Genomic DNA, 12,680 nt, shown 5'->3' on the forward strand with positions numbered 1-12,680 from the left:
ATCGATTTCACCCATCGGGTGCACCGGGCGGTGCGATGCCGCTCGCAAAAGGCGCATGCTGGTGGAGCAAACCCCGACAATCCGCGCCTATGAGCACTCAAGACCTCACCGACGCCGAGTTCGCCGAACTCGACGAACTCCTCGCCGCAACGCCCGAGCCGCTGCAACCGCTGGACGCGTCCATGCTGGACGGCTACCTCTGTGGCGTCATCGTGCAGCCCCGCCTCATCGAGGCCGACGAGTGGCTGCCGAACATCTTTGACTACGACGGCGGCCTGCTGCCCGAGGCGGTGGACGCCGGCTGGCTGGACAAGTTGACCCAGCTCGTCGAGCGCCGCCATGCCGCGCTGAACCGCAGCCTCGTCGAAGACAACTGGTTCGACCCCGTCATCCTCGACATCGAGGAAGACCAGGAGCCCGACCCGCTGCCCGAGGATGCGAGCGAGGAAGAGCGCTCGGCCCGCGCCAGCTACGACGCGCTCGGCCCCGTGTCGCGCGCGCTGATGCCCTGGGTTGCTGGTTTCCAGCACGCCGCCCTGTGCTTCCCCGAACTGGCCGACATGCCGAATGACGACGTCGCCACGGCCCTGGCGCGGCTGTACCGCCATCTGCCCGCCGAGACGGACGAGGAGAAGGAAGTCGTCGCGACGCTGAACCGCGAGCATCCGCTCAAGGACGTGGACGACGCCATCGAGGAGCTCGTCGCCACCGTGGCCGACCTCGCCGACCTGACCGAAGCCGAGCGCTACCGCGTCGACACCATCGTGCGCGAAGGCCCCAAGGTGGGCCGCAACGATCCCTGCCCTTGCGGCTCGGGTCGCAAGTACAAGCAATGCCACGGCAGCAACTAATGACTTGCAGGACGGGCCGTGGGCGCGCAGCGTCCCGCGCTGTCCTCAACTGACTTGAAACTCCAGCTCCTCTCCGACCTCCACCTCGAAACGGAGTCCTACCAGCCCGTGCCCGCCCCCGGCGCCGAGCTGCTGATCCTGGCCGGTGACATCGACACCACCTGGCGCAGCTTCGAGTTCTTTCGCGGCTGGCCGGTGCCGGTGCTCTTCGTGCCCGGCAACCATGAGTTCGACCGGCGCGATGTGGACGACGCACGCGAGGCCTTGCGTGCCCATGTGAAGGCCGTCGGGCTGACCATGCTGGATGACGAATCCATCGTCATGACCGACGCCGAGGGCCGGCGCGTGCGTTTCATCGGCTGCACGCGCTGGTGCGACTTCGATGCCTTCGGTCCGTCGGGCCGCGAGCGCGCGATGCGGGCCGGCGGCTATTTCCAGCAGGTCATGCAGTCCACGCGCCATGGCGAAGTCTTTGGCGTGGAGGCCGTGCGCGAACTGGCGCTGGAGCAGCGCGCCTGGCTGGCTGATGAGCTTCAGCGCACCGGGGACTGGGACGCCACCGTCGCCATCACCCACTTCGCACCCAGCCTGAAGAGCGCCGACCCGCGCTACGGCCGCCAGCCCGGCACGGCCAGCTTCTGCAATAACGACGAGGACCTGCTGCCGAGCGCCAGCCTCTGGATCCACGGCCATCTGCATTGCCGCCACAACTACCGCATTGGCGAGACGCGCGTCATCAGCAACGCGCGCGGCCACACCAAGCGTGGTGAGGCCGATGGCTTCGATGGCCAAAGGGTGTTCGAGGTCTTCTCGGCCTGAGCCCAGCATCGCGGCTCCTGTGGCCGCATCAGTGAATGTCCCCGGGTCGCGTTACCAAACGTCCTGCTGCCGCGGGCCGACCCCGGGGGTGCCTGCCGGGCCTATGGCCAATCTGAAGCCGGCCTGAAGGCTTCGCAAGGCTTTGAAGAATCAGGCCTTGCCGCCCACCGGGGCATCGCGAATGACGCTGCCGTCGTCCCTAGAGTGGTTCTCGACCCGCGCTAGACGGGTCTCGTGAAGACCACTACGGAGACAAACCGATGCATACCCAACCGGCCAAGAAGCCAAGATTCAGCCGCCTTATCGCCTGCCTGCCTTTCCTGGCCCTGGCAACCACCATCCACGCTGCCACCTTCCAGGCCGAGAGCGCCTCGCTGAGCGGGGGCACCGTGACGGCCACCGACCACACCGGCTACACCGGCAGCGGCTTTGTCGGCGGCTATGTGGACGGCAACAAGGGCAACGCGCAGACGAGCTTCACCGTCAACGCTGCCGCCGCCGGCAACTACACGCTGAAGCTGCGCTATGCCAACGGCACCGGCTCGGCCAAGAGCTTGACGCTCTATGTCGATGGCGTGTCCAAGGGCCAGGTCAGCCTCGGCGCCACCGCCAACTGGGATGACTGGCTGGTGCAGACAACGACCGTCGCGCTGACCGCCGGCAACCACACGGTGGCCTACAAGTTCACCACCGCCGACAGCGGCAACATCAACCTGGACAAGCTGGATGTCGATGCCGTCGTCACCACCCCCGGCAGCCCTCAGGCCGAGGACGCCGCCCTGAGCGGTGGCGCCACCGTGGCGACCGACCACACCGGCTACCAGGGCAGCGGTTTTGTCGGCGGCTTCACCGACGGCAACAAGGGCAATGCCCAGGTTGCCTTCAGCGTGACGGCAGCCACGGCCAGCAGCCACGAGCTGGCGCTGCGCTATGCCAACGGCACCGGCGCGGCCAGGACGCTGACGCTGTTTGTCGACGGCGCTTCCGCCGGCCAGGTGACGTTGCCCGCCACCACCAACTGGGACTCGTGGGCCACCCAGACGTCCACCGTCACGCTCAGCGCCGGCGCGCACACGGTGGCCTACAAGTTCACCACGGCCGACAGCGGCAACGTCAACCTCGATGCGCTCGCCGTCACCGCGGTGACCGGGGGCGGCACGGGCAACCCGGCGGTGACGCCGGCCGAGGCCGAGACCTGGTTCATGTCCGGCGGCGCTGCGGTGTCGACCTCAGCCTCCGGCTACAACGGCAGCGGCTATGCGGCCGGCTTTTCCAGCGGCGGCGCGCGGGCCATCCGCACCGTCTTCATGAGCGGCGATGGCAGCGCCACCGCCAGCCTGCGCTACCGCAACACCAGCGGCAGCGCCCGTGTGCTGGACGTCATCGTCAATGCGGCCAAGGTCGGCACCGTCAGCATCCCGGCCGGCACCGGCTGGGCCACGATGAACCTGCCGCTGACGCTGCGCACCGGCCACAACACCGTCGGCTTGGCAGCAGCATCCGCCGGCGCCGATATCGGCATCGACAGCCTCACTGTGCCCGGCGAGCTGACCGCGGCTGCCCGTGGCGCCACCGTGCGCACGACGCTGTACGAAGCCGAAACCGCTTCCACCAACGCCACCGTGCTGACCGCCAGCCGCACACCCTTCACCGTGCAGGCCGAGTCCAGCGGCCGCAGCCTGGTGCGCCTGGCCAACACCGGCCATCAGGTCAGCTTCACGACGACCCAGCCGACCAACTCGCTGGTGCTGCGCTACTCCATCCCCGACGCCCCGGGCGGCGGCGGCCAGTCGGCCACGCTGGCGCTGTACGCCAACGGCGCCAAGGTGCAGGACCTCAACCTGACCTCGACCTATGCCTGGGTCTACGGCGGCTACCCCTTCCGTGGCGTGCCGTCGGACGGCACGCCGCGCCACTTCTACGACGAGATCCACGTGCCGCTGGCCAGTTACCCGGCCGGCACCGTGTTCAAGCTGCAGAAGGACGGTGGCAACACCGCGGCCTATTACGACATCGACTTCATCGAGACCGAGGTCGTCCCGGCCGCCTACGCCATGCCGGCCGGCGCCTTCTCCATCACCAGCTATGGCGCGGTGTCCGGCGGCGGGGATGCCACGTCCGCCTTCCAGCAGGCCATTGCCGCGGCGCAACCGAGCGGCGGTGTCGTATGGATTCCCGCCGGCACCTTCAAGCTGAATACGCGCATCAACATCTCCGGCGTCACCATGCGCGGCGCCGGTCCCTGGTACTCGACGGTGGAGCTGGGCAACGACGGCCACGGCGGTCTTTACGGCACGGGCAGCAACGTCAAGCTGGCCGACTTCCTGATGCTGGGCAAGGTCACGCTGCGCGACCCCGACGGCCAGGTGATGACCGACGCGCCGCTGGAGGGCAACTTCGGCACCGGCTCGCAGTTCCAGAACCTGTGGTTCGAGCACACCAAGGTCGGCATGTGGATCGACTCGGGCACCAACGGCCTCTACGCCAGCGGCCTGCGCATCCGCAATGTGTTCGCCGACGGCGTCAACATCCACGCCAACGTGCAGAACGTGGTGATGGACCAGAGCGTCGTCCGCAACACCGGTGACGATGCGCTGGCCATGTTCTCGGAAGGCGCCGCGGTAACCAACAGCGCCTTTGTGCGCAACACCGTGCAGTCGCCGGTGCTGGCCAACGGCATCGGCATCTACGGCGGCAACGGCAACCGGGCGGAATACAACGTCATCACCGACACGGTGGTCGGCTCGTCCGGCATCACGGTCAGCTCGCGCTTCAGTCCGGTCCCGTTCAGTGGCACCACGCGCATTACTGGCAACACGCTGGTTCGCACCGGTGGCTTCGAGCCGAACTGGAACGATCAGTTCAGCGCGCTGTTCCTGTTCGCCGATACGTCGAGCATCACGGCACCGCTCATCATCAAGGACCTCATCATCCAGGACAGCACCTACTCGGGCATCTACATCAGCGGACCCAACCAGGTGCAGGGCGCGCTGTTCGACGGCGTGACGATCAGCGGGGCCGGCACCTACGGCATCCAGATCAAGTCCGCTGGCAATGCGACCTTCCAGAACGTGACCGTGAGTGGCGCCGCGCAGGGTGGGCTCAGCAATACCGGCGGGTTCGTGCTGAACCGTGGCACCGGCAACAGCGGGTTCTAACTGTGCTTGACGGGCTTGATGCGTAAAGCCCAGACCACGCCGGCGATCAGCAGCAGCACCCCTGCCAAGGTCGTCGGCGGCGGTACGCGCTGGTTCCACGCGAACGCGTAGGCCAGCGCGGCCAGCGTCTCGAAGACGATCAACTGCCCGGACAACGAGGTCGGCAGCCGCTGGCTGGCCTCGTTCCAGCACAGCGTGCCCAGCCAGGACGAGCACAGGCCGATGGCCACCATCAGGCCGATGTAGGCCAGCGGCCTCTCGCCGAAAGGAAAGGTGTGGTCGGCGGGGACCAGCGTGCCCGGCGCCGTCAGGTGCACGAGCGCGAGCAGCAGCGCACCGATGACGGCCATCGGCAGCGTGACCAGCCCCTGCGCCGTCGCCCAGGCGCGCGGGCTGCGGTCACCGTGGGCACGCAGCCAGTCGGCATTGCGGATCGGATACCAGGTCCAGCAGGCCACGGCCGCAATGGCCAGCAGCGCGCCCTCGGCATAGCGGCGCGGGTCGCCGGCTTCGGCCTGCAGCACGGCCAGCTCGTCGCGATTGACGCAAGCCAGGCCCGCCGCGATCAGCAGCAGCGAGGGTGCCAGCTTGGCCCAAGGCAGGTGGCCGTCACGTACGCGGTTGCGATGGTTGGCGCAGATGGCGATGACCACCGGCAAGGTGCCGATGATCATCGTCGGCAGTGGCGCGCCGGCGCGCTGGATGGCGGCCGACAGGCAGAGGTAGTAAAGGAAGTTGCCGATGAGGCTGAGTTTGGCGGCCTCCCACCAGTCGGCCCGCTGCAGCTCGCGCAGCGCACGCCGGTCCAGAGCCAACGCCAGCGGCAGGGCGATCAGCCCGAAAGCCAGGTAACGGCCCACCGTCAGCAAGGCGGGCGCATAACCCGGCAACATCACAGGGGCGACAAACACCAGCCCCCACATCAGCCCGGCAGCGAGGGCGAACAACAGACCAAACAGCATGGCCGGCATCATCTCCCATGCCCTCGTCACACAGTGGCGCTAGGCTCTCGCCACCCATGCCTCGCTCGCGTCATGCCATCGCCCTGCCTCTGCTGCTTGCCGCCAGCGCCGCCCTGGCCGGCCGGCCGCTGCAGGCCGAGGACGCCGCCGTCATGGACCCCAAGGCCTGCGAGCTCGAAGGTGCCCACGGTGACTGGCGCCTGGGCGGAGACGGCCAGCGCCAGACCAGCCTGCAACTCGGCTGCGGCATCGGCTGGAGCACCGAGGTCGCGCTGAACGTCATCCGGCCGCGCGAGCTGGCGCTGAACGGCAAGACCCTGCTCGCCAGCGCCGGCTGGGCCGATGGCGACGCCCAGCTCACGCTGGCCTGGGCACTCTCTCACCGCCATGTCGACACGGTGTGGCGGCGCAGCAGCGCGGGGCTGATTCTTGTCGGCAGCCTGCCGCTGATGCGTGACCTGACCCTTCACGCCAACCTGGGCCACCAGCGCGACGAGATGGTGGGCCGGCGCAGCACGACCTGGGCGCTGGCCGTCGAGCATGGCGGCTTCGGCGAGGGCGGGCGCTGGCAACCCATGGCCGAGGTCTTTGGCGATGACCGCGGCCGGCCCTGGGCCAATGCGGCCTTGCGTGTGGCCTTGCTGCCCGACAGCGTCTTTGTCGATGCGTCCTATGGCCGCCAGTTCAGTGGTCCGCGCGCGCGGCTGACCACGGTGGGCTTCAAGCTCGCGTTCTGAACCAGGCCGCCACGGCTTCGCGCTGTTCGGCCGTGTAGTGCAGGCCGAGCTTGCTGCGCCGCCACAGCACATCCTCGGCGCTCGTCACCCATTCGTTCTCCATCAGATGGTGCAGCTCGGACTCGAACAGGCCTGGCGCGATCTCGGCGCCGGGTGGAGCAGCCAGAAGCTCGCGAGCTTTGCTGCCGTAGGCGCGGGTAATGCGTCGTACACCCGGTCGGCCCGGGTGCGCGGCTTGCAGCTCGGCGGCAAACGCCTCGATATTGACGCCATGCGCACCGAGGTCGCCGCCGGGCAAGATCGTGCTCGCCGTCCACGGCTTGCGCGCATCGCCCAGCAGTTCGCCGATCTGGGTCGCGCCGTCCTCGGCCAGCTTGCGATAGGTCGTCAGCTTGCCGCCCCAGACATTGAGCAGCGGCGCGCCACCATCCTTGTCGCTCTCCAGCAGGTAATCGCGGGTGACGGCCGAAGCCGAGCCACCTTCGTCCAGCAGCGGGCGCACGCCGGCATAGGTCCACAAGACATCGCCGGGCTTCACCGGCTGGACCAGGTAGCGGCTGGCCTGTTCGCAGAGATAGGCGATCTCGTCCTCGGCGATGGTCGCGCGCGACGGCGGGTCTTCGTGTTCGGGCAGCTCGACGTCGGTCGTGCCGATCAGCGTGAAGTGCTCCTGGTAGGGAATGGCGAAGATGATGCGGCCATCGGCGTTCTGGAAGATATAGGCGTGGTCGTGGGTGAAGCGCTGGTCCACGACGATGTGGCTGCCCTTGACCAGGCGCAGGCCGCGCGCCGGCAGCGGCTGGCCGTTGCCGGCCTGCGTGTGGTCGCGCAGGAAACGCTCGGCCCAGGGCCCGGCCGCGTTGACGAGGGCGCGGGCTCGCAGCTGGCGGCCGTTCTGCAGCGTGACCTGCCAGCCGTCCTTGCCGCGCATGGCCTGCGTGACAGCGCAACGCGTCAGCACCTCGGCGCCACGGGCTTGCGCGTCCTGCGCGTTCAGCACAACGAGGCGGGCGTCGTCCACCCAGCCGTCGGAATAGACAAAGCCGCGCGTGAACTCGGGCTTGAGCGGCGCGCCATAGACGCTGCCCGTCAGGCGCAGGCCATGCGAGCCCGGCAGCAGCTCGCGGCGGGCCAGGTGGTCGTAGAAGAAGAGGCCGATGCGGATCATCCAGGCCGGGCGCAGATGCGGCGCATGCGGCAGCACGAAGCGCAGCGGCTGGATCAGATGAGGCGCGCTGCGCAGCAACACCTCGCGCTCCTGCAGGGCCTTGCGCACCAGGGAGAACTCATAGGTCTCCAGATAGCGCAGGCCGCCATGCACGAGCTTGGTAGATGCCGACGAGGTGTGCGAAGCCAGGTCGTCGCGCTCCGCCAGCAGCACGCGCCAGCCCCGGCCGGCCAGGTCGCGGGCCAGGCCCGTGCCATTGATGCCGCCTCCCACCACCACGACGTCAAAATCATCCATTCGACGACTCTAAGTGAACGACAGCCATGGATGCACTGCTCGCGCTGGACCAGGGGACTTCTAGTTCACGTGCTCTAGTTTTTGGCCGCGATGGCCGGCTGCTCGCCTCGGCGCAGCGCGAACTGCCCCAGCATTTCCCCCGGCCGGGCTGGGTGGAGCATGACGCCGAGGAGATCTGGACCCACCAGGTCGAATGCGCCCGCGAGGCCCTGGCCAAGGCCGGCGTGAAGGTGGCCGCCATCGGCATCACCAACCAGCGCGAGACCGTCGTGCTGTGGGATCGCAAGACCGGCAAGCCCCTGCACAAGGCCCTGGTCTGGCAGGACCGCCGCACGGCGGCCTTCTGCGAGCAGCTGAAGGGCCAGGGCCTGGAGCCGCGCGTGCGCGAGCTGACCGGCCTGGTGCTGGACCCGTATTTCTCGGCCACCAAGCTGCGCTGGCTGCTCGACAACGTGCCCGGCGCCCGCGAGCGCGCGGCCCGTGGCGAGCTGGCCTTCGGCACCATCGACAGCTGGCTGCTGTGGAAGCTCACGGATGACGGAAAGGGGGGCAACGTCCACGCTACCGACGCCAGCAATGCCTCGCGCACCCTGATCTACGACATCCACCGCGGCGACTGGAGCGACGAGTTGCTGGCGGCCTTCGACATCCCGAAGAGCCTGCTGCCCGAGGTGCGCTCGTCGGCCGGCGTCTTCGGCCAGGCCGCCGAGTTCGGCGTGCCGATCGCAGGCATCGCGGGCGACCAGCAGGCGGCCCTCTTCGGCCAGGCGGCGCTGCAGCCCGGCCAGGCCAAGAACACCTACGGCACCGGATGCTTCCTGCTGATGCACACCGGCACCCAGGCGCGCACCTCCACGCAGGGCCTCATCACGACGCGGGCTGCGCAGGTTGACGCGGCCGCGCAGTACGCGCTGGAAGGCAGCGTCTTTGTCGGCGGCGCCGTTGTGCAATGGCTGCGCGACGGGCTCAAGGCCATCGGCGGCAGCGGCGAGGTGCAGGCGCTCGCGAGCAGCGTGCCGGACGCCGGCGGCGTGATGTTCGTGCCCGCCTTCGCCGGCCTCGGCGCGCCCTACTGGCGGACCGATGCACGCGGCGCGCTGCTGGGTCTCACGCGCGGCACGACGCAGGCGCACATCGCCCGCGCGGCGCTGGAGAGCATTGCCTTCCAGAGCGCGGCGGTGCTGGCGGCGATGAATGCCGACGTTGGCGCCAGCGAGCGCCTCACGGAGCTTCGCGTCGATGGCGGCGCGTCGGCCAACGACCTGCTGATGCAGTTCCAGGCCGACTTGCTCGGCATCCCGGTGCTGCGCCCGCGCGTCATCGAGACGACGGCCCTGGGCGCGGCGCTGCTGGCCGGGCTGGGCGCTGGCGTCTACGCGTCAACCGCGGAGATCGGTTCGATCTGGCAGCTCGACCGCGCCTTCGAGCCGCGCATGTCGCGCGACGAGGCGGGGGCGCACATGGCGCAGTGGGAGCGCGCCGTGCGGCAGGTGCTGGCTCAATAGCTCTCGCTGCTGCTTTCCTGGGCCAGGAAAACGATCATGACGATCCACCCGATCAACGGGATCAGGCCGATCAGCTGCCACCAGCCGCTGCGGCCGGTGTCGTGCAGCCGGCGCGTCGCCGCGGCCACCTGGGGCAGCAGCGTGCCGAGCACGAAGAGCAGATTGAGCCAGAAGCTGACATAGGACAGCACGAGGCTGCCCAGGAAGATGAAGAGCACGAACCACCAGAATTCCGGGCGGCTGGCGCGGCCCGAGAAGTCGGCGTACTTCTTGAAGCAGACCTCGATGGATTCCTGGAAGGTCATGGCTTCTCCGTGAGATGTGGAAGTTGCGCGGATGCTAGGCGGCGATCATCGCCGGCGCAGCCCCTCAAAACCCCAGGCTATCGCCTGCGCCGGCCAGCGTCGCGATGCCGAGCACCGCAAAGATGACGGCAGCCACCGTGTGCACCAGCTTCACCGGCAGCTTCTGCGCGAGCTTGCCGCCCACCAGCACGGCCGGCACGTTGGCCAGCATCATGCCGGCCGTCGTGCCGGCAACCACGCCGATGAAGTCCGCGGGGAAGCGCGCTGCCAGCGCGATGGTCGCGATCTGCGTCTTGTCGCCCATTTCGGCGAGGAAGAAGGCGATGACCGTCGTCACGAACACGCCGTGGCCGGGCTTGGGCGTGTCGTCCTCGTCGAGCTTGTCGGGGATCAGCATCCAGCCCGCCATCGCGATGAAGGACAGGCCCAAGCCCCAGCGCAGCGCCGTCGGGCTGATGAGGCCGGTCAACCAGCTGCCGAGGGCGCCGGCGGCGGCATGGTTGAAGACGGTCGCGACGAAGATGCCCAGCACGATGGGCGCCGGCTGCCGAAAGCGTGCCGCGAGCATGAAGGCGAGGAGCTGGGTCTTGTCGCCGATCTCGGCGAGTGCCACCAGGCCGGTGGCGATCAGGAAGGCTTGCATTGGGATGCATTGTCCAAGGCGCTCCTGACACGCGCTGACAGGCGACCGAGCGCAGCATGCGGGCTTTCCAACCTCAGGAGCCCCACATGAAATTCGCCTACACCCTCGTCTACGTGTCCGACGTGGCCGCGTCCCTCGCCTTCTTCGACAAGGCCTTCGGCCTGAAGCAGCGCTTTCTGCATGAGAGCGGCGCCTACGGCGAGGTCGACACCGGCGCGAGCGGCACGACGCTGGCCTTCGTCGACCACGCGACCGCTCGCGACAGCGTGCAGCACGACTACGTTGCGGCCGACGCCAGCCCGCAGCCGCTGGGCATGGAGATCGGCTTTACGGTGAGCGATGTGCAGGCTGCCTATGACAAGGCCATCGCCGCCGGCGCCCGCGCGCTGGCCGCGCCCGTCACCAAACCCTGGGGCCAGACCGTGGCCTATGTGCGCTGCCCGGACGGCACGCTGGTGGAGCTCTGCACAGCGATGGGCTAAGAGCGTGGGAGGGCACCTGTCACGCCCGCTCGTGCCGCCCAAGCCAGCCCCCTCGTCGTTGCAAATGCTCGCCGTAGCCTGAGCTACGGCTGTGCTTTGCGCCTAGACGGAGCCGCCTTGGACGACCCGCTCGGCCGCGCCCGGTGCCCTCCCTCGCTCTGCCTGCCCTTTTTCGGGGCGGCTCCGCCCCGTCGCGGCGCGTGCCGTGAAGAGCTGGTCTTGGGCCAGGGAAGCCAGCGGAGCGCTGATGGCGCCCAGCGTGGCCAGTTCGGCGCCGCGGGTGCCGCGGGCCTGGAAGGAGGCGTAGATGGCCATGATGATGTTCGACGTCGTTGTCGGTGACGGGTGTCTTCTGCAAGGGTCATGCCTGCTGCCCTACAGTGCCAACCCATGCGCCGCGCCGACCGCCTCTTCCAGATCGTCCAGCTCATCCGCGGCCGCCGCCTCACGACGGCCGACTACCTCGCCCAGCGGCTGGAGGTGTCGATGCGCACCGTCTACCGCGACATCGCGGCGCTGGGCCAGCAAGGCGTGCCCATCGAGGGCGAGGCTGGCGTGGGCTACCGCATGCGGGCCGGCTTCGACCTGCCGCCGCTGATGTTCAGCAAGCAGGAAGCCCAGGCCCTGGTCGCCACCGTGCGCATGGCCGAGTCGCGCCTGGACGCGGCGCTGGCCCGCCAGGCCGAGAACGCGTTGTCCAAGATCCTGGCCGTGCTGCCGCTGGACGCTCGCGCCGCGGCCGAGAGCCTGGCGCTGTACGCGCCGCTGCCCGCGCTGGACCCGGCCACCAGCGCCCACCTGACGGCCATGCGCGAAGCCACCGAGGCCCGCCGCAAGCTGAAGGTGGGCTATCTGGACCTGGGCGGCGTGAAGAGCGAGCGCATCGTGCGCCCGCTGGCCTGCCTGTTCTGGGGCCCGGTCTGGACGCTGGCCGCCTGGTGCGAGCTGCGCAACGACTTCCGCAGCTTCCGCGTCGACCGTGTCGAGACGCTGGAAGTGCTGGAGGACGCCTTCCGCGACGAGCCGGGCAAGACGCTGGCCGACATGAATCGCCAGCGCGAGGCGCAGGACAACGGCGGCGCTTGAGTCCATCCAGCAACGCCATGCAACCCGCGCATCTCAAACGGGCGCTCTTTTTCGTCGGCTGGGGAGCGCTTGCCGTTGGCATGGGATTCCTCGCCTATGCCGCTTATGCGCTGTTCATCGGTGAGGTCGTTGTCGCGTCCCGTGCCATGGGCGACGCAACGATTCCCATCCGTGCCGGGTGGCCATTTGGCTTGGGAATCGCGCTCTACCTTGGCGGCGCCGGGATATTCCTTTGGATGGCTCGTCAGCTGCTCAAATCCCCTGGCGGTTGAAGCCGTCAGGTGAAGTGCGCGCCCTTGTCCGCCAGCAGCGCGCGCAGCACCGACCGATGGCACCGCGCCTCGTCCTCGCAATAGCAGCCCACCGAGAAATTCGTCTGCGCCGACAGCGTGGCCAGCAGGGTCAGCGCGTGCTGGGCCTCGGGCTCGGCCATTTCGGTGCGGTATTTCTTCGTGAAGGCCGTCCAGTCGGCCGCGCTCTCGGCGGCCTGCCCCAGCTTCATCGTCTCAACGCTCGGTGCGAGGTTGGGGAACCAGACGTCGTAGAAGTCGCGCGATGCGAACTCGGCCTTGGGCACGCCGCGCGGTGGGCGGCGCACGGTGCCGATGCGGGTGCCCTCGTCTGCGGCACGCGGGGTGCCGAGCCTGACGATGCGGATGGCCATGGC

At 68.7% G+C, this 12,680-nt stretch carries 14 protein-coding genes; 8 read left to right on the forward strand and 6 right to left on the reverse strand.

The genetic code is table 11. From position 1 onward, the window contains the following. Window positions 1-89: 89 nt before the first annotated feature. The 3 genes from AC07V5_RS05245 (at window position 90) to AC07V5_RS05255 (ending at window position 4,828) form a co-directional block, all read left to right on the forward strand. A complete protein-coding gene (locus AC07V5_RS05245) occupies window positions 90-851 on the forward strand; it encodes a UPF0149 family protein (protein WP_495114561.1) in 762 nt (253 codons plus the stop codon). A gap of 54 nt (window positions 852-905) precedes the next feature. Next, window positions 906-1,670: a metallophosphoesterase gene (locus AC07V5_RS05250; RefSeq protein ID WP_495114562.1), complete on the forward strand. Its 765-nt coding sequence runs from the start codon at window positions 906-908 to the stop codon at window positions 1,668-1,670. Window positions 1,671-1,930: 260 nt separating this feature from the next. Further along, complete coding sequence (locus AC07V5_RS05255) at window positions 1,931-4,828, forward strand: carbohydrate-binding protein (protein WP_495114563.1); 2,898 nt, start codon at window positions 1,931-1,933, stop codon at window positions 4,826-4,828. Here AC07V5_RS05255 and AC07V5_RS05260 read toward each other — a convergent pair. Next, a complete protein-coding gene (locus tag AC07V5_RS05260) occupies window positions 4,825-5,790 on the reverse strand; it encodes a DMT family transporter (RefSeq protein WP_495114564.1) in 966 nt (321 codons plus the stop codon). The genes AC07V5_RS05255 and AC07V5_RS05260 overlap by 4 nt on opposite strands. Window positions 5,791-5,846: 56 nt before the next feature. Here AC07V5_RS05260 and AC07V5_RS05265 point away from each other — a divergent pair, with 56 nt between their 5' ends. After that, window positions 5,847-6,527: a hypothetical protein gene (locus AC07V5_RS05265; protein ID WP_495114565.1), complete on the forward strand. Its 681-nt coding sequence runs from the start codon at window positions 5,847-5,849 to the stop codon at window positions 6,525-6,527. On the opposite strand, the gene glpD is transcribed toward AC07V5_RS05265, so the two are convergent. Continuing rightward, complete coding sequence (gene glpD, locus AC07V5_RS05270; protein WP_495114566.1) at window positions 6,511-7,992, reverse strand: glycerol-3-phosphate dehydrogenase; 1,482 nt, start codon at window positions 7,990-7,992, stop codon at window positions 6,511-6,513. The genes AC07V5_RS05265 and glpD overlap by 17 nt on opposite strands. Window positions 7,993-8,018: 26 nt before the next feature. Between glpD and glpK the strand changes: the two genes are divergently transcribed. Next, window positions 8,019-9,497 carry a glycerol kinase GlpK gene (gene glpK / locus AC07V5_RS05275; protein WP_495114567.1) on the forward strand — a complete coding sequence of 493 codons (1,479 nt, stop codon included), beginning with the start codon at window positions 8,019-8,021 and terminating at the stop codon, window positions 9,495-9,497. Here the strand turns inward: glpK and AC07V5_RS05280 are convergent. Next, window positions 9,491-9,802: a DUF805 domain-containing protein gene (locus AC07V5_RS05280; protein ID WP_495114568.1), complete on the reverse strand. Its 312-nt coding sequence runs from the start codon at window positions 9,800-9,802 to the stop codon at window positions 9,491-9,493. The two genes, glpK and AC07V5_RS05280, sit on opposite strands and share 7 nt — an antisense overlap. A 64-nt stretch (window positions 9,803-9,866) precedes the next feature. Continuing rightward, window positions 9,867-10,445: a TMEM165/GDT1 family protein gene (locus tag AC07V5_RS05285; RefSeq protein WP_495114569.1), complete on the reverse strand. Its 579-nt coding sequence runs from the start codon at window positions 10,443-10,445 to the stop codon at window positions 9,867-9,869. Window positions 10,446-10,531: 86 nt separating this feature from the next. Between AC07V5_RS05285 and AC07V5_RS05290 the strand changes: the two genes are divergently transcribed. After that, the gene (locus AC07V5_RS05290; RefSeq protein ID WP_495114570.1) at window positions 10,532-10,927 is read left to right on the forward strand and encodes a VOC family protein; all 396 of its coding nucleotides are present in this window, start codon (window positions 10,532-10,534) and stop codon (window positions 10,925-10,927) included. 102 nt (window positions 10,928-11,029) lie between these two features. Here the strand turns inward: AC07V5_RS05290 and AC07V5_RS05295 are convergent, their stop codons facing one another. Further along, window positions 11,030-11,242 (reverse strand): hypothetical protein, encoded by a 213-nt coding sequence (locus AC07V5_RS05295; protein ID WP_495114571.1) that lies wholly within the window; start codon window positions 11,240-11,242, stop codon window positions 11,030-11,032. Window positions 11,243-11,317: 75 nt separating this feature from the next. Between AC07V5_RS05295 and AC07V5_RS05300 the strand changes: the two genes are divergently transcribed. Both AC07V5_RS05300 and AC07V5_RS05305 read left to right on the forward strand, forming a co-directional pair. Next, window positions 11,318-12,013 carry a helix-turn-helix transcriptional regulator gene (locus AC07V5_RS05300; RefSeq protein ID WP_495114572.1) on the forward strand — a complete coding sequence of 232 codons (696 nt, stop codon included), beginning with the start codon at window positions 11,318-11,320 and terminating at the stop codon, window positions 12,011-12,013. A 17-nt stretch (window positions 12,014-12,030) separates the two neighbouring features. Next, entirely contained in the window at window positions 12,031-12,285 is a 255-nt protein-coding gene (locus AC07V5_RS05305; RefSeq protein WP_495114573.1) for a hypothetical protein, read from the forward strand. A gap of 5 nt (window positions 12,286-12,290) precedes the next feature. On the opposite strand, the gene AC07V5_RS05310 is transcribed toward AC07V5_RS05305, so the two are convergent. Next, on the reverse strand, window positions 12,291-12,677 hold the full coding sequence (locus AC07V5_RS05310) for a DUF488 domain-containing protein (RefSeq protein ID WP_495114574.1): 387 nt from the start codon (window positions 12,675-12,677) through the stop codon (window positions 12,291-12,293). Between the last annotated feature and the right edge of the window lie 3 nt (window positions 12,678-12,680).

The sequence above is a fragment of the Roseateles sp. GW821-FHT02E12 genome (assembly GCF_059421665.1).

What these genes read in the sequence shown, in the direction of transcription:
- AC07V5_RS05245 (WP_495114561.1), top strand. Translation starts at nt 90, where the DNA reads ATGAGCACTCAAGACCTCACCGACGCCGAGTTCGCCGAACTCGACGAA.
- AC07V5_RS05255 (WP_495114563.1), top strand. Translation starts at nt 1,931, where the DNA reads ATGCATACCCAACCGGCCAAGAAGCCAAGATTCAGCCGCCTTATCGCC.
- AC07V5_RS05260 (WP_495114564.1), bottom strand. Translation starts at nt 5,790, where the DNA reads ATGCTGTTTGGTCTGTTGTTCGCCCTCGCTGCCGGGCTGATGTGGGGG.
- AC07V5_RS05265 (WP_495114565.1), top strand. Translation starts at nt 5,847, where the DNA reads ATGCCTCGCTCGCGTCATGCCATCGCCCTGCCTCTGCTGCTTGCCGCC.
- glpD (WP_495114566.1), bottom strand. Translation starts at nt 7,992, where the DNA reads ATGGATGATTTTGACGTCGTGGTGGTGGGAGGCGGCATCAATGGCACG.
- glpK (WP_495114567.1), top strand. Translation starts at nt 8,019, where the DNA reads ATGGATGCACTGCTCGCGCTGGACCAGGGGACTTCTAGTTCACGTGCT.
- AC07V5_RS05280 (WP_495114568.1), bottom strand. Translation starts at nt 9,802, where the DNA reads ATGACCTTCCAGGAATCCATCGAGGTCTGCTTCAAGAAGTACGCCGAC.
- AC07V5_RS05285 (WP_495114569.1), bottom strand. Translation starts at nt 10,445, where the DNA reads ATGCAAGCCTTCCTGATCGCCACCGGCCTGGTGGCACTCGCCGAGATC.
- AC07V5_RS05290 (WP_495114570.1), top strand. Translation starts at nt 10,532, where the DNA reads ATGAAATTCGCCTACACCCTCGTCTACGTGTCCGACGTGGCCGCGTCC.
- AC07V5_RS05295 (WP_495114571.1), bottom strand. Translation starts at nt 11,242, where the DNA reads ATGGCCATCTACGCCTCCTTCCAGGCCCGCGGCACCCGCGGCGCCGAA.
- AC07V5_RS05300 (WP_495114572.1), top strand. Translation starts at nt 11,318, where the DNA reads ATGCGCCGCGCCGACCGCCTCTTCCAGATCGTCCAGCTCATCCGCGGC.
- AC07V5_RS05305 (WP_495114573.1), top strand. Translation starts at nt 12,031, where the DNA reads ATGCAACCCGCGCATCTCAAACGGGCGCTCTTTTTCGTCGGCTGGGGA.
- AC07V5_RS05310 (WP_495114574.1), bottom strand. Translation starts at nt 12,677, where the DNA reads ATGGCCATCCGCATCGTCAGGCTCGGCACCCCGCGTGCCGCAGACGAG.